This window comes from Blastococcus sp. CT_GayMR20 (assembly GCF_004570345.1).
In genome coordinates, this window is the sequence record NZ_SPQM01000091.1 from 1 (window position 1) to 19,560 (window position 19,560).

Below are 19,560 nucleotides of genomic sequence, written 5' to 3' on the forward strand. Positions count from 1 at the left end.
GGCCGGGATCGTCTGCACGCACGCCGGCGGGCTGCCGCCGCGCACCCGGCCGCACCGGGTCGCCTACGACGACGTCGTCGCCGACATCGTCACCAGGTCGACGGCGCTCGCCGAGGCCGCCGTCGCGGCGGGCGTGGACCGCGACCGCGTCCTCGTCGACCCCGGGCACGACTTCGGCAAGAACACCCGGCACTCGCTGGAGGCCACCCGCCGCCTCGGCGAACTGGTCGCGACCGGCTGGCCGGTGCTGGTGGCCCTGTCGAACAAGGACTTCGTGGGCGAGACCCTCGACGTCCCGCTGGAGGAGCGGCTCACCGGCACCCTCGCCGCGACCTCCGTCAGCGCGTGGCTCGGGGCGCGGGTGTTCCGGGCGCACGACGTCGCGGCGACCCGCCAGACGCTCGACATGGTCGCCGCGATCCGCGGCGACCGCCCCCCGGTGCGCACCGTCCGCGGCCTCGCCTGACCGCGATGATGATCAGGTCACCTGATCATCAGGGGTCCTGGCTCAGGATGGACGGTGAGCCAGGACCCCACCAGGTGAGCCAGGACGGCAGCGGGCCGCGGCGCCACGCACTTCCGCGCCTGCACCAGCGGGTCTAGCCTGCGCCGCGTCAGGCCCAGGAACCCACCCGGGAGGTGCCGGAGATGAGTGGTCGCGTCGTCCACTTCGAGATCCCGTTCGACGACGGGGACCGTGCGCGCAGCTTCTACAAGGAGCTCTTCGACTGGCAGGTCATGGAGATGCCGGAGATGGGCTACACGATCGTCATGTCCGGCCCCAGCGACGACAAGGGCCCCACGGAGTCAGGCTTCATCAACGGCGGGATGCTCGCCCGCGAGCAGGCCGCGACCCGCGGGCCGGTGATCGTCGTCGACGTGGACAGCATCGACGCGAAGCTGATCAAGATCGAGGAGGCGGGCGGGTCCACCGTCGTGGGGAAGACGCCGGTGGGCGACATGGGCTTCGCCGCCTACTTCACCGACCCGGAGGGCAACGTGATGGGCCTCTGGGAGACCGCATCCCAGACCTGACGAACCGCGCGCGAGGGCCGCCGTCCGCACGTTCCAGCGCGAGGACGGCGGCACCACGGCGAGGCCGGTCGTTAGCGTGACCGCATGGCCGCCACCGGGTTCAGCACCGCCGACGAGCTCAACGCGATCCTCCCCGGCACGCTGCCGGGCCTGCTCGGGCTCTCCATCACCGCGCACGAGCCCGGCCGGCTGGAGGCCGCCCTCGACGTCCGCCCGGAGCTGCTGGCGCCCAACGGCTACCTGCACGCGGCGACGGTCGTGGGTCTGGCCGACACCGCCTGCGGGCTGGCCAGCCGCGCCCTCCTGCCGGAGGGATCCACGGGGTTCACCACGATCGAGCTCAAGTCGAACTTCCTCGGCACCGCTCGCGAGGGACGCATCACCACGGTGGCGACGAACGTCCACGCGGGGCGCACGACGCAGGTCTGGGACGCCGTCGTGACGAACGCCGGCAGCGGCCGCACGATCGCCCTGTTCCGCTGCACCCAGTCGGTCCTCTGGCCGCGCGGGACGTGAAACGGGCGAACCGGCGGGTAACCCCCCTGTGGCGCGCGACACGCGCAATGTGAGACTGGCGCCACATCCGCACTGAGGAGGAGCCCCGTGGCCCTGGCCAGCCCGTATCCCGATGTCGAGATCCCGAACCTGCCGGTTCCCGAGTTCGTCCTCGCCGCCGGCAAGGAGCGCCCGGACGCCCCCGCCCTGATCGACGGCCTCAAGGGCGACGCGATCACCCACGGCCAGCTCGCGGCCTATGTCGAGCGCGTCGCCGCGAACCTGCACGCCCGCGGCCTGCGCAAGGGTGACGTCGTCGCCGTCTTCTGCCCGAACACGCCCTGGTACCCGGTGGTGTTCCACGGCATCGCGGCCGCCGGCTGCGTGATGTCGCCGATCAACTCGCTCTACACGCCCGACGAGATCGCCTTCCAGCTGAAGGACTCCGGCGCGAAGATCCTCATCACCATCTCGCTGTTCATGGACCGCGCCTCGGCCGCCGCGGAGAAGACGCCGCTCGACGAGATCGTCGTGCTCGACGGCATGGAGGGGCACGCGAACCTGTTCGACCTGCTCGGGGCGGACGCACCGAGCGTGCAGGTGGACATCGACCCGGCGGACGACCTGGTCGCGCTGCCCTACTCCAGCGGCACGACCGGCCTGCCCAAGGGCGTCATGCTCACGCACCGCAACCTGGTGGCGAACGTGGCGCAGACGCGGGCGCTGATCGACCTGCAGGAGGACGAGAAGATCATCGCCGTCCTGCCGTTCTTCCACATCTACGGCCTGACGGTGCTGATGAACCAGGGCCTCCAGTGGGGCGCGACGGTGGTCACGCTGCCGCGGTTCGACCTGGAGGACTTCCTCCGGACCATCCAGGACTACAAGATCACCCGCGCGTTCGTCGCGCCGCCGATCCTGGTCGCCTTCGCCAAGCACCCACTGATCGACCAGTACGACCTGTCGTCGCTGCGGTCGATCCTCTCCGGCGCCGCGCCGCTGGACGAGCAGCTCGCCCTGGCGGTGGAGCAGCGGCTGCGCAAGGGCGCCGACGGCGGCGTCACGGTCGCCCAGGGCTACGGGATGACCGAGCTGTCACCGGTCTCGCACACCACGCCCGACCCCGGGCACGAGCCCCCCGGCAGCGAGGGCTACCAGGTGCCGAAGGGCTCCGTCGGCTACGCCATCCCGAACACCGAGTGCCGGCTGATCGACCCGTCCACCGGTGAGGACGCCGCCGACGGCGAGCGGGGCGAGCTGTGGATCCGCGGCCCGCAGGTGATGAAGGGCTACCTCAACAACGAGAAGGCGACCCGGGAGACCGTCGACAGCGACGGCTGGCTGCACACCGGCGACGTCGCGATCGTCGACGACCACGGCGTCTACACCGTCGTGGACCGGGTCAAGGAACTGATCAAGTACAAGGGCTACCAGGTGGCGCCGGCCGAGCTCGAGGCCGTGCTGCTGGGCCACCCGGAGATCGCCGACGCCGCGGTCATCGGCGTCCCCGAGAAGGACACCGGCGAGGAGCTGCCCAAGGCCTTCGTCGTCAGGACGCCGGGCTCCGAGCTCACCGAGGAGGCCGTCATGGCGTACATGGCCGAGAAGGTGGCTCCGCACAAGAAGATCCGGTTCGTCGAGTTCATCGACACCGTGCCGAAGTCCGCGGCCGGGAAGATCCTCCGGAAGGACCTCAAGGCCCGCGCCTGACATGCGGCCCCTCGGCCCCCACCCTGCCGGGGCCGAGGGGCTGCCGGGGAGCCCTCCGGAGCCACCCCGGCAGCCGGTCCGTCAGCCGGTCTCCGGTCCGCGCGGCGGCGGACCGGTCGTCGCGGAGTCCGGCCGCGCGTCGGCGGCCGTGGTGCGGTCCGCGGGGACCGGTGGGGTCCAGGGCGGCGGCGGTCCGCCCGGCGGGTAGGCCGCCGGGACCGGAGCCGGGGGTCCCGCGTAGCGGGCGGGACGGCGGATCGCGATCACCAGCAGCGCGACGCTGAGCAGCGTGAGGAACGCACCCGAGCCGAGCAGTCCCCAGCCCAGACCCCCCAGGGCCGGCACGGTGGCACCGATGCGGGCGTCGACGGACACGTCGGCCGATCCGTCGGCGTTCATGACCACGAGCATCCAGCTGCCGTCGGCCGGGACCCAGCTCACCGACTGCGTGCCGGCACCACTGCTCTGCGCCACCCAGAAGTCCTCGTCCGACGGCGGACCGGACGGGGCGTCGCCGGACGTCGTCGTCTGCGTCGGGTTGTCGAAGCCGAGGTCGTCGATGACGGTGCGCCCGACGCCGTCCAGGTAGGCCTCCCCGTCACTCACCGGCGCGATCCCGACGAACACCTCGTCCGTGGACCCGCTGGCCGTGACCTCCAGGCGGGCCGTTCCCAGGGCTGCGGACAACGGCACCCAGTCGGCACCGGTGGCCAGGTCGATCCGCTCGCTGATGAGCGCGAACTGGTCGGTCGCGAACGCGTCCCGCTCGGAGAACACGTACCCGTCGTCGTTCCGCTCCGCCGAGTCGGCCCAGAGCAGGACTCCACCACCCAGCAGCAGTCCGAGGCCGGGCAGGAGGAGCAGGAGCCCGAGGACGAGGGCCACGATGCGTCCGGCGCCCCAGCGCGGGGCGGGTGCCGTCGTCCAGGGCGGTGGGGGAGCGGCGGTCATGACGTACCTCCGGGCGACCGCCGGGGCCGCGGATCCCGCGGCGCGTGCCGGCGGCTCCCGGCGAGCCTGGCACTGACGCCGGACCGAACCGTCCGCACGATCGCGCCGACGACCCTCCATCAGGGACCGGCGGCGCGCCGCTCCCGACGGTCAGCGAGGAGGATCGGTCCGTCATGGGTGCCGTGGAGGGGCCCTAAGGTCGGGCCCATGCGCGCGGTGACGATCAGCGAACCCGGTGGTCCGGAGGTCCTCGAGTGGGCCGAGGTGCCCGACCCGGTGTGCGGGCCCGGCGAGGTGGTCGTCGACGTCGCCGCGACGGCGGTGAACCGCGCCGACCTCCTGCAGCGGCAGGGGTTCTACCCGCCGCCGCCCGGCGGGAGCGACATCCTCGGCCTGGAGTGCAGCGGCCTGATCAGCGAGGTCGGCGAGGGCGTGACCGGCTGGTCGGTCGGCGACGAGGTCTGCGCGCTGCTGTCCGGCGGCGGGTACGCCGAGCGCGTCGCCGTCCCGGCGGGGCAGCTGCTCCCCCGCCCGTCCGGCGTGGAGCTGGCGACCGCCGCGGCCCTGCCGGAGGTCACCTGCACGGTCTGGTCGAACGTCTTCCTGCTCGCCGGCCTCCGGCGCGGCGACAGCTTCCTCGTGCACGGCGGGTCCAGCGGGATCGGCACCATGGCCATCCAGCTCGCCGCCCGTGCGGGGGCGCGGGTGTTCACCACCGCCGGGACGGCGCAGAAGCTCGACGCCTGCCGCGAGCTCGGGGCCGAGGTGGCCATCAACTACCGCGAGGAGGACTTCGTCGAGCGGATCCGGGAGGAGACCGACGGCGCCGGCGTCGACGTCGTCCTGGACAACATGGGCGCCAAGTACCTGGGCCGGAACGTGGAAGTGCTGGCCACCGGTGGCCGGCTCGTCTCGATCGGCTTCCAGGGTGGGACCAAGGGTGAGCTCGACCTCGGCGCGCTGATGCGCAAGCGCGGATCGGTGGCGGCGACGAGCCTCCGCTTCCGGCCCGCCACCGGTCCCGGCGGCAAGGCCGAGATCGTCGCGGCGGTGCTGCACGACGTGTGGCCCGACGTGGAGCGGGGCGTCGTCCGGCCGATCGTCGACCGCCGGCTGCCCATGTCCCGGGCCGCCGAGGCGCACTCCGTCCTGGAGGCCAGCGAGCACATCGGCAAGGTCCTGCTCCTCACCGACAGCTGAGGCTCAGAAGGTCACGCGCGCCAGCTCCCGGCCCCCGTCGCCGAGGATGACCGCGCCGGCGAGCGCGCCGGAGTCGACGTCCGCCCATCCCGTCCACGTCCCGTCGCCCTCGGACGAGGCGGGCCACGTCCCGGCGTCGTACCGCCGGCCGTCGCGATCGAACGCGACGAGTCCGCAGGTCTCGCCGGGGCGGAGGCCCGCGACGGTGACCTCGATCGCGCTGCCGTCGCGCGCCGGGCTGGCGGTGACGCTCACGCGCACCGGACCGGACGTCGCACTGGCGGTCTGCTCCCCCTGCCCGGTGGCCCAGACGGTCACCCCGGCACCGATCCCGAGGACGGCGAGCACCACCGCCGCGGCCAGCGCCCACGTGCGGGAGCGCAGCGTCCGCGGCCGCTCCGCCCCGACGGCGGCCGCCGTCCGTGCGAAGAGGTCGGGGGACGGCGTCACGGGGACCGGCAGCAGGTCCTCCGGGCGCACCCGTTCCAGCAGCCCGGGCAGCGACCGGAGGCCCGCCAGCTCCGCGGCGCAGGCCGGGCAGGTGCGGACGTGCTCCTCCACCTGCTGCCGCTCGTCCGGCTCGAGCGCCCCGAGCACGTAGGCGCCGAGCGCGACCGTGGCGTCGGAGCAGGTCACGTCGTCACCCCCCGTTCGGCCAGGGCCAGCTTCAACGCGCGCAGGCCGTAGTAGCAGCGGGACTTCACCGTTCCCGGCGGCACCCCGAGGACGGCGGCCGCCTCGGCGACGCTCCGGCCGCGGTAGTAGGTCTCGACGATCACCGCACGGTGTTCCGGCGACAGGGACTGCAGTGCGTCGGTGATGATGATCCGGTCGAGGGTGTTCTCGATGCGGTCCAGGCCGGGCACGGCGGCCAGCGCCGCGTCGCCGACCTCCGGTGGCCGGGACTTCCGGGCGCGGTGGGCGTCGATGGCCAGGTGCTGGGCGACCGTGAACAGCCACGGTCGGACGGGTGCGGCGCTCGGATCGAGCCGGTCCAGGTGCCGCCAGGCGCGGACCAGGGTCTCCTGCACCAGGTCCTCCGCCAGGGCGCGGTCGCCGTCGCACAGCCGCAGCGCGTAGCCGAGGAGCGCGAGGGCGTGCGCGTCGTAGAGGGCACGCAGCTCCCGCTCGGCCGTCCCGCCGTCGCGCGCCCTCGTCACGGGACGCTGCGCGATCGGCTCATGGCGGGCACTCCTCGGACGAGCGCTCAGTATCCGTCGCCGGCGGCCGGTGCGGCAGTCTCGCTGATCTTGCTGCCGTCCGGGCCCACGACCCACCAGACGCCCTGGACGCCCTGGCCCGTGGTGTCACCTTCGGCCGAGTCGCCCTGCCAGTAGTACAGCGGGTACCCGTCGAGCGTGACCTGCTTCGTGCCGTCGTCCCGCGTGATCGTGCCGACGTCCCCGTCGACCCCGTCGACCACCGGGCTGTCGGCGTCGGTGGTGACCGGCGGCCAGGCCTCCAGGCAGCCGCCGGTGCAGGTGCTCTCGCCCGAACCCGGGGTGTCCTTGTCGAACACGTAGACGGTCATGCCGTCGGCGTCGACGACGATCGTGCCCAGGTCGCTGTCGGCGGTGCCCAGCTCGGCCTCTGCCGCCGCCGGCGACGACGCCTCGCCGCCCGCACCGGCGTCGCCGCCCTCGTCGCCGGAACCACAGCCGGCGAGCAGCAGCGCGCCGGCGGCCAGGACGGTGGTCAGGATCGACGTCGTCCGCATGGGGAGCTCCCTCCGTCGGCGGGCCCGACCCGTGCGGGCACCGACACCAGGGAGCACGCACGCCGGTCTCCCCCGGTTCACCGACCAGGCGCCCGCTCTGTCGGACCCGAGGGGGAGGATGGGGGCATGACTGCACCCGGGAACGGCAGCCAGCGTCCGCAGCAGGTCGTCGTCGTGGGCCCTGACGGGCAGCCGGTCGGCGCCCTGGCTTTGCCGCACGGCTCCGAGGACGACGACGGCCAGGACGGCGCTCTCAGCGTCAGCGAGATGGTGGAGCAGCCGGCCAAGGTCATGCGGATCGGCACGATGATCAAGCAGCTGCTGGAGGAGGTGCGCGCGGCGCCGCTCGACGACGCGAGCCGCAACCGGCTGCGCGACATCCACGCGGCCTCGATCCGCGAACTCGAGGAGGGCCTGGCACCGGAGCTCCGCGAGGAGCTCGAGCGGATCACCCTGCCGTTCACCGAGGGCGAGACCCCGTCGGACGCCGAGCTGCGGATCGCCCAGGCGCAACTGGTCGGCTGGCTGGAAGGCGTCTTCCACGGCATCCAGACGGCGATGTTCGCCCAGCAGATGGCCGCCCGTGCGCAGCTGGAGGAGATCCGCCGCAAGGCGCTGCCCGGCGGGCAGTCCGCGGGCCAGCAGCCCGACTTCCGCCCCGGGGGCGGCCAGTACCTCTGATCCGGTACCGGTCGGTCCCCCGACCAGGTGAAACGTTCCTCCTCAGGTTGCAGCGGCCCCCGTGGACGGCGACCTTCGTGGCTCGGGCCGGACATCCCGGCCGTCCGAGGAGGACTTCGTGAGCACCGACCAGCACGCCCCTGCCCCGACCGGCGCAACGGGTCAGAACAGTGGCATCGGCATCGCCGGCTTCGTCACCGGCCTGCTCGGGGCCCTGCTCTCGTGGTTCCCGCTCGCGGGCATCATCCTGGGCATCCTCGGCGTCGTCCTGGGTGGCGTGGGCGTCGCCCAGGGCCGCCGCAGCGGCGCGAAGACGGGACTGGCCGTCGCCGGCGTCGTCCTGGGCGTCATCGCGCTCGTGATCAGCATCGTGCTGGTCGTCTGCGTCCTCTCCGAGGCCTGAGACCGACACGCCGACGGCGCCGTCCCCCGAGGGGACGGCGCCGTCGTGCTGTTTCAGACGGTGAAGCGGCTGACCGCCTGCTGCAGCTCCCCGCTCATGCGGGCCAGCTCGCCGGCCGCGCGCTGAGCGTCCTCGACCCGCGAGGTCGTCTCCTGCGTGCCGGCCGCCAGCCCCGAGATCGCCGCGGCGATGTCCTGGGATCCGCTGGCCGCACCGGCGACGTTGCGGTTCATCTCGTTCGTGGTCGCGGTCTGCTCCTCGACCGCCGCGGCGATGGTCGCCTGGAAGTCGTTGATCTCCCCGATCACCGCGCTGATCTGGCTGATCGCCTCGACGGCTCCGGCGGTGTCGGCCTGGATGGCCTCGACCCGGGCGGAGATGTCCTCGGTGGCCCGCGCGGTCTCCTGCGCGAGCTCCTTGACCTCGCTGGCCACGACCGCGAAGCCCTTGCCGGCCTCCCCGGCGCGCGCGGCCTCGATGGTCGCGTTGAGGGCCAGCAGGTTCGTCTGCTCGGCGATGCCGTTGATGAGCTTGATGACCGTGGCGATCTCCTGCGACGAGTCGCCGAGCTTGCCGACCGTGGCCGTCGTGTTCTCGGCGACGGTGACCGCGGACCCGGCGACCCGGGCCGCCTCGGTGGCGTTGTGGGCGATCTCCCGGATGGCGCTCTCCATCTGGGAGGAGCCGGCGGCCACCGTGTCCACGCTGGACGCGACGTCACCGGCGGAGGTGACGACGGCGTCGGCCTGCGCGGCCGCGTTCGCGGCGTTCTCCCGCATGCCCTGCGCCGCGTCGTTGAGCTGCTGCGACGCCGCGGCGAGGCGGGTCGACGAGTCGCTGACCAGGAGCAGGACGCTGCCGATCGAGTCGAGGGTGTCGTCGAGCGACGCCGCCATCTCACCGAGCTCGGCACCGCCGGTCCGGCCGGCGCGCACGGTGAGGTCACCCTCGGCGACCCGGCCGAGCACCTCGCGCATCCGCTGGACCGGACGGGTCACGCCGCGCGCGACCAGCACCGCGAGGACGACGGCGATGGCCAACCCGACGGCGATGATGATCAGCGTCAGGGTGCGGGCCTGCTCGTTGGCGTCGGCGGCCGCGGTGGCGGTGGCCGCGGCCGCAGCGGCTGCGGCGTCGGTAGCGGCGACCAGCGACTCGTGGATGATCGCCTCGGTGCTGTTCATCGTCTGCAGCAGCGGGCCCATGACGGCCGGCGACGCACCGAGGCCGGCCTGCTGCAGCTGGGTGAGCGCGCCGACGTAGGTCTGCACCGCGGTGGTGAACTCACCGAACGCGGCCTGCGCGGCGGGGGTCAGCGGCATCGTCGAGACCGTCTCCGACAGCGCGGTCAGCCGCTGCATCGCGTCGGTCGCGCCCGCACGCGAGTTCGCGATCGTCGCCGCCGGCAGGCCGGGGATGTTGGCGCGGGCGGTCTGGGCGGAGAACTCCCACCAGGCCGACTGGATCTGGCGCAGCGCGTCCAGCGGCGCGGCGCCGTCGGTGTAGACCTGGTCGGCCTTGTCGCTGAGGTCCGACATCCGCTGGATGCCGAAGGCGCCGACGCCCACCGTGGTCAGGGCGACGACGAGGATGGCGCCGAGGAGGCGGCTGCGCAGGCCCAGGGCGGCGAGTCCGCGCCGCCGCGCAGGTTCCGGCGTGGCCTCGCCGGTGACCTCGAGATCGGGTTCCTGCGTGTGGTCCATGCGCTGATCGCTCCTCGGAGTGCCGGTGTGGTCTCCCCAGGGAATCGGCAGTCCGCGGTGCGAACGGACCCATGCGGGCCGGCAGACTCCGCGGGCGTCAGAGCGACTGCAGGAACGCCGCGACGCCGTCGTCCTCGTTGCTCCCGGTGACGTCGGTCGCGACGGCCAGCAGGTCCGGGTGCGCGTGCTCCATCGCGACGGCCCGACCGCCGGCCGCGCGCACCCACTCGAAGGCGGCGATGTCGTTGGGCATGTCCCCGAAGACGACGACGTCCTCGGGGGCGACGCCGTGGCGGGCGGCGACCTTGGCCAGGCCGGACGCCTTGGTGACACCCGCCGCGGAGATCTCGGCGAGCGCGTCGGTCGAGGAGTTCGTCACCGTCGCCCGGTCGCCCACCACGTCCTCGACCAGCGAGACGAACTCGTCGCGCGGCAGGTCCTCGTGCCGGGCCAGGAGCTTGGCCACCGGTGCGGTGATCATGTCCTCGAGCGTCGCCTCGGCCACCCCGGGGGCGTCGACGTCCCAGCGCGGCCGGTAGACGGGCTCGTGCCGGAACTCCAGGCCGTACTCGACGGCGAACCACGTGTCCGGCTGGCGGCGGCGCAGCTCGGCGGTGACCGACTGCAGGACGTCGGGAAGCAGAGGGTCCTCGTCGACGATCTCGAACCGCTCGAGGTCGAGGAGCACGGCGCCGTTGCAGCAGACCGCCGTCCCGTCGTCGATGACCTCCCGGATGCGGCGCATCCACCGCGGCGGCCGGCCGGTGGCGAGGACGACGGGGACGCCGTCGTCCCGCCACCGCCCGAGCTCGAGCACCGTCGCCTCGCTGACCGTGTCGTCCCAGCGCAGCAGCGTGCCGTCCATGTCGGTGGCGATCAGGCGCGGGCGCCAGTCAGACATGCAGCACCGCTTCGAGGTACCGGGCCACGCCGTCGGCGTCGTGGCCGCCGGTGACCTCCGGGGCGGCCGCACGCACGGCGGGATGAGCGTTGGCCACCGCGACCGCCCGGCCGCCGGCCTCGCAGACCGCGGCGATCATCGGCAGGTCGTTCGGCATGTCGCCGAAGACCAGCACGTCGCCGAAGCCGAGGCCCGGGTGGGTGGAGCCGTAGCGATCGAGGGCGACGGCGAGCCCGGACGCCTTGGTGATCCCGGGCGGCAGCACCTCGATGAAGCCGAGCCCCGCGTGCGTGACCTCGGCGTCGACGGGGTCCACGACCCGCTTCGCCCGGGCGAGGAGCTCGTCCTGACCGACCGTCGACGAGCGCAGGAACACCTTGAGGACGGCCCCGCTGGGCAGCACCTGGTTGCGCGGCAGCAGGTGCGCCGGTTCGGGATAGGGCCAGTCGAAGCCGTGCTGCACACGGAGCGCGCTCTGGATCTCGCCCTGCTCGGCGGCGTCCTCCACGGCGACGATGAGCTCGCCCGCGACGGCCTCGATGCTCGCGATGACCGCAGCGGCCTGGTCGCGCGGCAGGGCGACGGTCCGCAGCACCTCGTCGCGTTCCAGGTCGACGACGAAGCCGCCCTGCGCGAGCACCGCGATGCCCCGCCCGTCGAGCGCCACCCGGACGCTGTCGAGCAACCGCGGACCGCGGCCGGTCACGCCGACGACGGGGATGCCTGCGTCCCAGCAGGCCTCCAGTGCCGCGCGCGTGCGCGGGCTGACCTCACCGGCCGAGTCGAGCAGGGTGCCGTCGAGGTCGGTGGCGACCAGCTTCGGGCGCCAGGACCCCAGGTCGCCGGGTTCGATCACACGGTCTGCATCGGGCAGGGCGCCGTAGGCCTTGAGCGCCTTCGGCGGTTGCCCGGTCATGCCGGCGGCACCGCGCCGCGCAGGCTCATCCCCGGCGTCAGCCGGTCGACGCCGCCCAGCCACGGGCGCAGCGCCACGGGCACGTGCACCGAGCCGTCGGCCTGCTGGTGGACCTCCAGCAGGCAGGCGATGGTGCGGGCGATGGCGCAGAGGGTGCCGTTGAGCGTGGCGGCGGTCTGCGGCTTGCCGTCGGCGTCGCGGTACCTGATGTTCAGGCGGCGGGCCTGGAACGTGGCGCAGTCCGACGTCGACGTCAGCTCGCGGTAGGTGCCCTGCGTCGGGAACCAGGCCTCGATGTCGTACTTGCGGGTGGCGCTGGTGCCGAGGTCGCCGGCGGCGATGTCGACGACGCGGTACGGCAGCTCGAGCGCCTGGAGGAACTCCTCCTCCCACTGCAGGAGGCGCAGGTGCTCGGCCTCGGTGTCCTCCGGCCGGGCGAAGCTGAACATCTCGACCTTGTCGAACCAGTGCACGCGGATGATGCCGCGGGTGTCCTTGCCGTACGAGCCGGCCTCGCGGCGGAAGCAGGACGACCAGCCGGCGTAGCGGCGGGGCCCGGCGCTGAGGTCGAGCACCTCGTTGCTGTGCATGCCGGCCAGGGCCACCTCGGAGGTGCCGACGAGGTACAGGTCGTCGCGCTCGATCCGGTAGACCTCCTCGTCGTGCTCGCCGAGGAAGCCGGTGCCCTCCATGGCCTCCGGGCGCACGAGCGCGGGCGCGACGACGGGGATGAACCCGGCCGTCACCGCCCGGCTGATGGCCGCCTGCGCGAGGGCGAACTCCAGCAGCGCGCCCGGCCCGGTGAGGAAGTAGAACCGCGAGCCGGACACCTTGGCGCCCCGCTCCATGTCGATGGCGCCGAGCAGCTCGCCGATCTCGATGTGGTCGCGCACCGGGAAGTCGTAGGTGGGCACCTCGCCGACGGTGCGGATCGTGACCGCGTCGTCCTCACCGCCCGGCGGCACCGCGTCGGCGACGACGTTCGGGATCCTCAGGTGGACCGCCCGCAGCGCGGCGTCGGCGTCGCGGAGCTCCTCCTCGGCCTTCTTCACCTCGGCCGCGAGGCTCTTGGCCCGCTCCAGGACGTCGGGCCGCTCCTCGGGGTTCGCCGTCCGCACCGCCTGGGACGCCGCCTTCTGCTCGGCGCGCAGGTCGTCCACCTTCTTGACCAGCGCACGCCGGTCGGCGTCGGCTGCGAGCAGGTCGTCCACGAGTCCGTCACTGGCACCCCGCGCCCGCTGGCTGGCACGGACGGCGTCGGGGTTCTCGCGGACGAGTCGCAGGTCGATCACTGTGTGATTTTGTCACCCTCCGGGTGACACCGCGGCCAGGAGCCCCGCCCCGTGGCGACGAGCGCGACCGACTTCCGCGTCGGGAGGCCGTCGGCCTCCGCGCCGAGGAAGCCATCGCAGGCGACCTCGCGTCAGGAACAATGCACTCCATGCGCTTCCTGGACGGCAACCGACCGCCCCACGACCTCACCTATGCCGACGTCTTCATGGTGCCGGCGCGGTCCTCGGTCGGGTCCCGCCTCGAGGTCGACCTGACCACCCCGGACCGGGTGGGGACGACGATCCCCGTCGTCGTCGCCAACATGACCGCGATCTCCGGACGGCGCATGGCGGAGACGGTCGCCCGCCGCGGCGGGCTCGCCGTCCTGCCGCAGGACATCCCGGTGGACGTCGTCAGCGACGTGGTGTCGTGGATCAAGTCCCGGCACCCCGTCTACGACACCCCGATCACGTTGTCGCCGACGTCCACCGTCGGCGAGGCGCTGGCGCTGCTGACCAAGCGGGCGCACGGCATCGTCGTGGTCGTCGAGGACGGGGTCCCGGTCGGCGTCGTCACCGACGGCGCGTGCCAGGACGTCGACCGGTTCACCCAGCTCTCGCAGGTCATGGCGCACGACCCGCTGACCATCCCGGCCGGCACCGACCTGCCGAAGATCTTCGACGTCCTGACCGACGCCCGGGTCAGCGCGGCGCCGGTCGTGGAGGGCGAGCGCCTGGTCGGCGTGATCACCCGCAAGGGCGCGCTGCGGTCGGCGCTCTACCTGCCGGCGGTGAACGCCGACGGCTTCCTGCTCACCTCGGCGGCCGTCGGCATCAACGGCGATGTCGCGGGCAAGACGAGCGCCTTGCTCGCCTCGGGCGTCGACGTGCTCGTGGTCGACACCGCGCACGGCCACCAGCAGAAGGCCGTCGAGGCGGTCCGCGCCGTCCGCTCGGTGACCGGGTCGGTCCCGGTCGTGGCCGGCAACGTGGTCACCGCCGACGGCACGCGCGACCTGATCGAGGCCGGCGCCGACGTCGTGAAGGTCGGGGTCGGCCCGGGCGCCATGTGCACCACGCGGATGATGACCGGCGTCGGCCGGCCCCAGTTCTCCGCGGTCGAGGAGTGCGCCGAGGCCGCGCGCGACCTGGGCCGGCACGTGTGGGCCGACGGCGGCGTCCGCCACCCCCGCGACGTCGCCCTCGCCCTGGCCGCCGGTGCCGCGAACGTGATGGTCGGGTCCTGGTTCGCCGGCACCTACGAGAGCGCCGGGGACATGCACGACGACGCGGGCCGGCTCTACAAGGAGTCGTTCGGGATGGCGTCGGCCCGCGCGGTCAAGGCCCGGACGGCCACCGCGTCGGGGTTCGAGCGGGCGCGGGCGGCGTTGTTCGAGGAGGGCATCAGCTCCTCGCGGATGTACCTCGACCCGGCCCGCCCCGGCGTCGAGGACCTGATCGACCAGATCGTCGCCGGCGTGCGGTCCTCGTGCACCTACGCGGGCGCGCGGACCGTCGAGGAGCTGCACGAGCGCGCCGTCCTGGGGGTGCAGAGCTCGGCCGGCTACGAGGAGGGCCGGCCGCTGCCCACCAGCTGGTGAAGCCGCTCCCGCTCGAGGTCTTCGAGGGGCTGGTCGCCGACGCGCTGGACGAGGTGCCGCCGGAGCTGATGAAGCTCGTGGACAACGTCGTGTTCCTGGTGGAGGACCGCAATCCCGAGGAACCGGACCTGCTCGGGCTCTACGAGGGCTACGCGCTGACCGAGCGCGGCTGGCAGTACGGCGGCGACCTGCCGGACCGGATCATGATCTACCGGGAGGCGATCTGCGACATCTGCGAGACCGCCGACGACGTCGTGGACGAGGTGACCGTCACCGTCGTCCACGAGATCGCGCACCACTTCGGGATCGAGGAGGACCGCCTCCACGAGCTCGGCTGGGGTTGAGGCCCATCACGTAGCGTTGGATCCGTGCCCGAGAACATCGTCGCCGCGGCCGGCAAGCTGCCGATCAAGATGCTGCACGACCGCATCCTGGTGGCTCTGCGCAAGGAGGACGGCGACCGTCGTTCGAGCGGCGGCATCCTCATCCCCGCGACCGCCCAGGTGGCGAAGCGGCTGGTGTGGGGCGAGGCGCGCGGCGTCGGCGCATCCGTGCGGCAGGTGAAGGTCGGCGACCAGGTGCTCTTCTCGCCCGAGGACCAGCACGAGGTCGAGGTGCACGGCGAGGACCTGATCATCCTGCGCGAGCGCGACGTGCACGCCGTGGCCGCCGAGCGCATCGAGGAATCGACCGGCCTCTACCTCTAGGCCCCGACTGTGCGCTCATGCGCATCCGCGCCGCATCCGAGAGGCGAAGTCGCAGCGCGTACTCCCAGTGTCGCTCCTCCTGCCGAGCCGAAGGATCTCCATGCCCCGCGCCCGCTGGCTCCTCCCCCTGGTCGTCCTGCTGCTGTGGCTCGGCGCGGCCGGTCCCCTCAACGGCCTCGGCGCGAAGCTGACCGGGCTGCAGGAGAACGACGTCGCGTCGTTCCTCCCCGACAGCGCCGAGTCCACCCGCGTGCAGGAGCTGCAGTCGGGCTTCCAGCCGGTGGAGTCCATCCCCGCCGTCCTGCTCTGGGAGGACCCCGACGGGATCGACGACGCCGCGCTGGCCGACATCGGCGAGCGACTGGAGGACGCGACCGCCGTGGCGGAGGACGCCGACGCCCTGGCCGGGCCGGCGACTCCGCTGATCCCCTCCGAGGACGGCGAGGCCGTCCAGGCGTTCCTGCCGCTGAGCCCCGATCTCAGCGACGACCTGCTGCCCGTCGTCGACGACCTGCGCGCCGCCGTCGAGATCGACGGCACCGACTCCTTCGTCACCGGGCCGGCCGGCATCTTCGCCGACTTCTCCAGCGCCTTCGAGGGCATCGACGGCCTGCTGATCCTCGCCGCGTTCGGCGTCGTCCTGGTCATCCTGCTGGTGGTCTACCGCAGCCCGCTGCTCCCGCTGCTGGTCATCGCCACCGCGGGGCTGGCGCTGACGGCGGCCACCGCGGTCGCCTACCTGCTCGCCGACGGCGGCGTGATCACCGTCAACGGGCAGAGCCAGGGCATCGCCGCGATCCTCGTCGTCGGTGCGGCGACCGACTACGGCCTCCTGCTGGTGGCGCGCTTCCGGGAGGAGCTGCGCCTGGAGGAGTCGAAGTACACCGCGATGCGCATCGCGCTGCGCCAGTCCTGGGAGCCGATCGTGGCCTCCGGCGCCACCGTCGTGCTGGGCGTGCTCTGCCTCCTGCTCTCCGACCTCGGCTCCAACCGCGGGCTCGGCCCCATCTCGGCGGTCAGCGTCACCCTCGCCGTCCTCGCCGCCCTGACCTTCCTGCCCGCCGCCCTCCTGCTGCTCGGTCGGGCCGCCTTCTGGCCGTTCCGCCCGCAGTTCGGCAGCGAGCCGAAGGCCGGCCGCGGATGGGAGGGCGTGGCCGCCCTCGTCGGCCGCCGTCCGCGCCGCGTGCTCGCCGGGAGCCTGGCGGTGCTGTTCGCCGCCGCGGTCTTCGCACCGGGCTACGAGGCCGACGGCATCCCCATCTCCGACGCGATCCAGGGCGAGTCCGACGGCGTCGCGGGGCAGGAGGCCCTCGGCCGGCACTTCGACGCCGGGACCGCCAGCCCGACGATCATCATCACTCCCCAGGAGACCTGGGAGGAGGTGGCCGGGACCGCCGCGGCCACCGAGGGCATCGCCTCCGTCGTCCCGTTCACCGCGGGCCCGCCGCTGCCCGGCGCCGAGCCGCTGGTCGTCGACGGCCGGGTCCGGCTCGACGCGACGCTGGCCGTCGCTCCCGACAGCACCGCGGCGGTGGAGGCCGTCCAGGACCTCCGGACGACGCTGGACGACGCCGACCCGGAGGCGATCGTGGGCGGTGAGACGGCGAGCAACCTCGACGCGCGCGACAGCGGCGCCCGAGACCTGCGGGTGATCGTGCCGAGCGTGCTGGTCGTCATCCTGATCGTGCTGGCGCTGCTGCTGCGCTCGCTCGTCGCGCCGGTCCTCCTGGTGGCGACCGTGGTGCTCAGCGTCGGCGCGACGGTCGGGGTCGCCGCACTGGTGTTCGAGAACGTCTTCGGCTTCCCCGGCAGCGACCCGGCGATCCTGCTGATCGCGTTCGTCTTCCTCGTGGCGCTCGGGATCGACTACAACATCTTCCTGATGACGCGCGCCCGCGAGGAGTCGGCGCGGCACGGCACCAGGAAGGGCGTCCTCCGGGCGCTGGCCGTGACCGGCGGCGTCATCACCTCCGCCGGGATGGTGCTCGCGGCGACGTTCGGCGCGTTGTCGGTGCTGCCGCTGCTGTTCCTCGCGCAGATGGCGTTCCTGGTCGGCTTCGGCGTTCTGCTCGACACCTTCGTCGTCCGGTCGCTGGTCGTGCCCGCCGCGGTGGCGATCATCGGCGACCGGGTCTGGTGGCCGAGCCGGCTCGCCGAGGGACCGACGGCGGCCGAGCCGGAACGCGAGCTCCAAACCGTCTGACCGGCCCCCTGCAGGGTCCCGCCGCGAGCTTGCGAGGGGTGGGGGCAGGGGGTCCTTCCGCTAGACCGAGCCGTTGCGGATCGCGGCCAGCCACCCCTCGGCGTCGTCGAACGCCGGATCGGTCGCCGTCTCCGGCACCGGTTTGTTGTCGCGACCGTCGGCGCGCGCATAGGAGCCGAGGAAGCGGACGTCGTCGCACACCCGGTGCAGCGCGGCCAGCGCCTCCCCCACCCGCCGGTCGGAGATGTGGCCCTCGCAGTCGAGGGAGAACGAGTAGACGCCGAGGCGCTGGCGGGTGGGGCGCGACTCGATGCGCGTCAGGGAGATCCCGCGGACGGCGAACTCGCTCAGCAGTTCCAGCAGCGCGCCGGTGCGGTCGCCGACGACGGCGACCAGCGACGTCTTGTCGTTGCCGGTCGGCCGCGGCAGCTCGCCCGGCGGCGCGACGAGCACGAACCGGGTGACCGCGCCGGCGTGGTCGGCGACGTCCTCGGCGAGCGGCACCAGTCCGTAGCGCTCGGCGGCGATGGAGGCGCACACGGCGGCGTCGAACTCCCCCGCCGCGACGGCCGCGGCGGCCCCGGCCGTGGACGACGTGGGCAGTGGCACGACCCCCGGCAGCAGCTCCGCGAGCCGGCCGGTGGTCTGGGCGAGCGCGTGCGGGTGACTGGCCACCGAGCGGACGTCGCCCAGCGAGGCCCCGGGCCGGGCGGCGAGCACGAACGCGACCGGCATGAACACCTCGCGGGTGATCACCAGCGGAGCGCCGTCGGCGAGGCCGTCCATCGTCGCGGGCACCGAACCCTCGACGGAGTTCTCCATCGGGACCAGTGCGACGTCCGCAGCTGCGGACCGCACGGCTGCCAGGGCCGCCCCGACGCTCGGCTGGGGCTGCCGGGCTCCCTCCGAATGGGCAACGGCACTGATGAGTGCGGCCTCGGCGAAGGTACCCTCGGGCCCGAGATAGGCGAACCGCGTCGGAGGCGTCTCAGGCATCCGACGAGGGTAGTGCGGGCGGGTCGGAGCACGTGCTCCGCCCGGGGGAAGCTGCCTCGCTACCGGCACACCCGGCCCGTGGGCCGGACGAGACCGAGAGTGGAGGGGATGCGTGAGTCCCGGCCCGGCACGCCGTGCGCCCGACGCATCCTCCGGCGACCTCTCGGCCGTGCTGCTCCGCCTGCTGAGCGCGAGCGTCCGCGAGGAGAGCGCCACGCTGCTCCCCCTCCTCGAGGAGGCCACGGCGGCCTTCGCGGAGTCCACCGCACCGCAGTGGACGACGTGGCGCCACTCACTCGCCGCCCGCCGTGCGGTCATCGACAACGACGCCGAGGCGGCCGCCGCCGCGGCGTCGTCCGCCCGCGAGTCGCTGGACAAGTGCGAGCCCTCGATCGACACCGCCCTGGCGATGGCCTACCTCGGGCACGTCGAGGTGGCCGCCGACCACTTCGACGCCGCGATGCTGCTGGCCGTCGATGCCAGCCTGCTCACCGAGGCCCCCGCCGCCTCGCCGTCGTGGGAGCTGCTGCAGGCCCACCGCTGGCTTGCCCTCACGCTCGCCGGGCTGGACCTCGAGGAGCTCGCCGTCGCCCACGCCATGCGCGGGCAGCACGTCGCGGCGGCGCTGCGGAAACCCGCCGACCAGTGGGGCATGCGGCTGCTGTCGGCCCAGATGCACACCGAGCTCGCCCAGACGCTGCGCCGCCGCGGTGACCTGACGCGGTCGCGGCTGCTCGCCGTCGAGGCCATCGCCTGCGCGATCTCCGCCCGCGACCTCGGCTGGGAGCCCGAGCAGGCCGAGGCCGACCTGCTCGACGTCGTCCAGGCGTGGGCCCTGACGTGCTCCGACGAGCTGGAGGACGCCCTGGGCCCGCTGCGGCGGGTCCGGCGCAGGGTCGAGGCCGAGGGCAGCCTGTGGCTGCGCGCCTACACGGGCCTCGCCCTGGCCCGGCTGCTCTCCCGGATCGCCCAGCGCGACGACGACGCGGCGACCGGCGAGGAGGCGATCGGCCTGCTCGTGGAGGCCGCCGGCGCGTTCGTGGCCTCCGGGGACCGCCGCCGCTACCGGC

The 19,560-nt window shown here is 73.5% G+C and carries 20 protein-coding genes and 1 pseudogene; 12 read left to right on the top strand and 9 right to left on the bottom strand.

Annotated features, from left to right (window positions below; genetic code table 11):
- The 4 genes from E4P40_RS18495 to E4P40_RS18510 all read left to right on the top strand — a co-directional run.
- Positions 1-466, top strand: a 466-nt coding sequence (locus tag E4P40_RS18495) for a dihydropteroate synthase (protein ID WP_167762291.1), incomplete at its 5' end; no start/stop codon positions are given.
- A gap of 182 nt (positions 467-648) precedes the next feature.
- On the top strand, positions 649-1,035 hold the full coding sequence (locus tag E4P40_RS18500) for a VOC family protein (protein ID WP_135159981.1): 387 nt from the start codon (positions 649-651) through the stop codon (positions 1,033-1,035).
- Positions 1,036-1,119: 84 nt separating this feature from the next.
- Complete coding sequence (locus E4P40_RS18505; RefSeq protein ID WP_135159982.1) at positions 1,120-1,551, top strand: PaaI family thioesterase; 432 nt, start codon at positions 1,120-1,122, stop codon at positions 1,549-1,551.
- A gap of 87 nt (positions 1,552-1,638) precedes the next feature.
- The gene (locus E4P40_RS18510) at positions 1,639-3,240 is read left to right on the top strand and encodes a 4-coumarate--CoA ligase family protein (protein WP_135159983.1); all 1,602 of its coding nucleotides are present in this window, start codon (positions 1,639-1,641) and stop codon (positions 3,238-3,240) included.
- A gap of 81 nt (positions 3,241-3,321) precedes the next feature.
- Here the strand turns inward: E4P40_RS18510 and E4P40_RS18515 are convergent, their stop codons facing one another.
- Positions 3,322-4,191, bottom strand: a complete 870-nt coding sequence (locus tag E4P40_RS18515; protein WP_135159984.1) for a hypothetical protein — start codon at positions 4,189-4,191, stop codon at positions 3,322-3,324.
- A gap of 207 nt (positions 4,192-4,398) precedes the next feature.
- On the opposite strand from E4P40_RS18515, the gene E4P40_RS18520 reads away from it, so the two are divergent.
- Positions 4,399-5,391 carry an NAD(P)H-quinone oxidoreductase gene (locus E4P40_RS18520; protein WP_135159985.1) on the top strand — a complete coding sequence of 331 codons (993 nt, stop codon included), beginning with the start codon at positions 4,399-4,401 and terminating at the stop codon, positions 5,389-5,391.
- A 3-nt stretch (positions 5,392-5,394) separates the two neighbouring features.
- On the opposite strand, the gene E4P40_RS18525 is transcribed toward E4P40_RS18520, so the two are convergent.
- From E4P40_RS18525 to E4P40_RS18535, 3 genes are read right to left on the bottom strand one after another with little or no spacing between them, the layout of a single operon-like run.
- Positions 5,395-6,027, bottom strand: a complete 633-nt coding sequence (locus tag E4P40_RS18525) for a zf-HC2 domain-containing protein (protein ID WP_167762292.1) — start codon at positions 6,025-6,027, stop codon at positions 5,395-5,397.
- Positions 6,024-6,551 (bottom strand): sigma-70 family RNA polymerase sigma factor, encoded by a 528-nt coding sequence (locus E4P40_RS18530; protein ID WP_167762293.1) that lies wholly within the window; start codon positions 6,549-6,551, stop codon positions 6,024-6,026. The genes E4P40_RS18525 and E4P40_RS18530 overlap by 4 nt, the downstream gene beginning before the upstream one ends.
- A gap of 47 nt (positions 6,552-6,598) precedes the next feature.
- Positions 6,599-7,108, bottom strand: coding sequence for a hypothetical protein (locus E4P40_RS18535; protein WP_135159986.1), 510 nt, complete (start codon positions 7,106-7,108; stop codon positions 6,599-6,601).
- A gap of 126 nt (positions 7,109-7,234) precedes the next feature.
- Here E4P40_RS18535 and E4P40_RS18540 point away from each other — a divergent pair, with 126 nt between their 5' ends.
- Positions 7,235-7,789 (top strand): bacterial proteasome activator family protein, encoded by a 555-nt coding sequence (locus E4P40_RS18540; protein WP_135159987.1) that lies wholly within the window; start codon positions 7,235-7,237, stop codon positions 7,787-7,789.
- A gap of 118 nt (positions 7,790-7,907) precedes the next feature.
- Positions 7,908-8,192, top strand: a complete 285-nt coding sequence (locus E4P40_RS18545) for a hypothetical protein (protein ID WP_135159988.1) — start codon at positions 7,908-7,910, stop codon at positions 8,190-8,192.
- Positions 8,193-8,245: 53 nt separating this feature from the next.
- Here the strand turns inward: E4P40_RS18545 and E4P40_RS18550 are convergent, their stop codons facing one another.
- The 4 genes from E4P40_RS18550 to serS form a co-directional block, all read right to left on the bottom strand.
- A complete protein-coding gene (locus E4P40_RS18550; protein WP_135159989.1) occupies positions 8,246-9,895 on the bottom strand; it encodes a methyl-accepting chemotaxis protein in 1,650 nt (549 codons plus the stop codon).
- A 97-nt stretch (positions 9,896-9,992) separates the two neighbouring features.
- The gene (locus tag E4P40_RS18555) at positions 9,993-10,796 is read right to left on the bottom strand and encodes a Cof-type HAD-IIB family hydrolase (protein WP_135159990.1); all 804 of its coding nucleotides are present in this window, start codon (positions 10,794-10,796) and stop codon (positions 9,993-9,995) included.
- Complete coding sequence (locus tag E4P40_RS18560; protein WP_135159991.1) at positions 10,789-11,712, bottom strand: HAD family hydrolase; 924 nt, start codon at positions 11,710-11,712, stop codon at positions 10,789-10,791. Before E4P40_RS18560 ends, E4P40_RS18555 begins: the two co-directional genes overlap by 8 nt.
- Positions 11,709-13,004, bottom strand: coding sequence for a serine--tRNA ligase (gene serS / locus E4P40_RS18565; RefSeq protein ID WP_135159992.1), 1,296 nt, complete (start codon positions 13,002-13,004; stop codon positions 11,709-11,711). Before serS ends, E4P40_RS18560 begins: the two co-directional genes overlap by 4 nt.
- Before the next feature lie 149 nt (positions 13,005-13,153).
- On the opposite strand from serS, the gene E4P40_RS18570 reads away from it, so the two are divergent.
- From E4P40_RS18570 to E4P40_RS18585, 4 genes are all read left to right on the top strand, one after another.
- Positions 13,154-14,584 carry a GuaB1 family IMP dehydrogenase-related protein gene (locus tag E4P40_RS18570; protein WP_135159993.1) on the top strand — a complete coding sequence of 477 codons (1,431 nt, stop codon included), beginning with the start codon at positions 13,154-13,156 and terminating at the stop codon, positions 14,582-14,584.
- The gene (locus E4P40_RS18575; RefSeq protein ID WP_135159994.1) at positions 14,581-14,928 is read left to right on the top strand and encodes a metallopeptidase family protein; all 348 of its coding nucleotides are present in this window, start codon (positions 14,581-14,583) and stop codon (positions 14,926-14,928) included. The genes E4P40_RS18570 and E4P40_RS18575 overlap by 4 nt, the downstream gene beginning before the upstream one ends.
- A 24-nt stretch (positions 14,929-14,952) precedes the next feature.
- Positions 14,953-15,291, top strand: a complete 339-nt coding sequence (locus E4P40_RS18580; protein WP_245160428.1) for a co-chaperone GroES — start codon at positions 14,953-14,955, stop codon at positions 15,289-15,291.
- A gap of 100 nt (positions 15,292-15,391) precedes the next feature.
- Positions 15,392-17,494 (top strand): MMPL family transporter, encoded by a 2,103-nt coding sequence (locus E4P40_RS18585; RefSeq protein ID WP_135159995.1) that lies wholly within the window; start codon positions 15,392-15,394, stop codon positions 17,492-17,494.
- Positions 17,495-17,554: 60 nt separating this feature from the next.
- Here E4P40_RS18585 and pheA read toward each other — a convergent pair whose 3' ends face one another.
- On the bottom strand, positions 17,555-18,490 hold the full coding sequence (pheA, locus tag E4P40_RS18590) for a prephenate dehydratase (protein WP_135159996.1): 936 nt from the start codon (positions 18,488-18,490) through the stop codon (positions 17,555-17,557).
- 112 nt (positions 18,491-18,602) lie between these two features.
- Between pheA and E4P40_RS18595 the strand changes: the two are divergent.
- Positions 18,603-19,560 (top strand): annotated as a pseudogene (locus E4P40_RS18595) (GGDEF domain-containing protein); the annotation flags it as partial.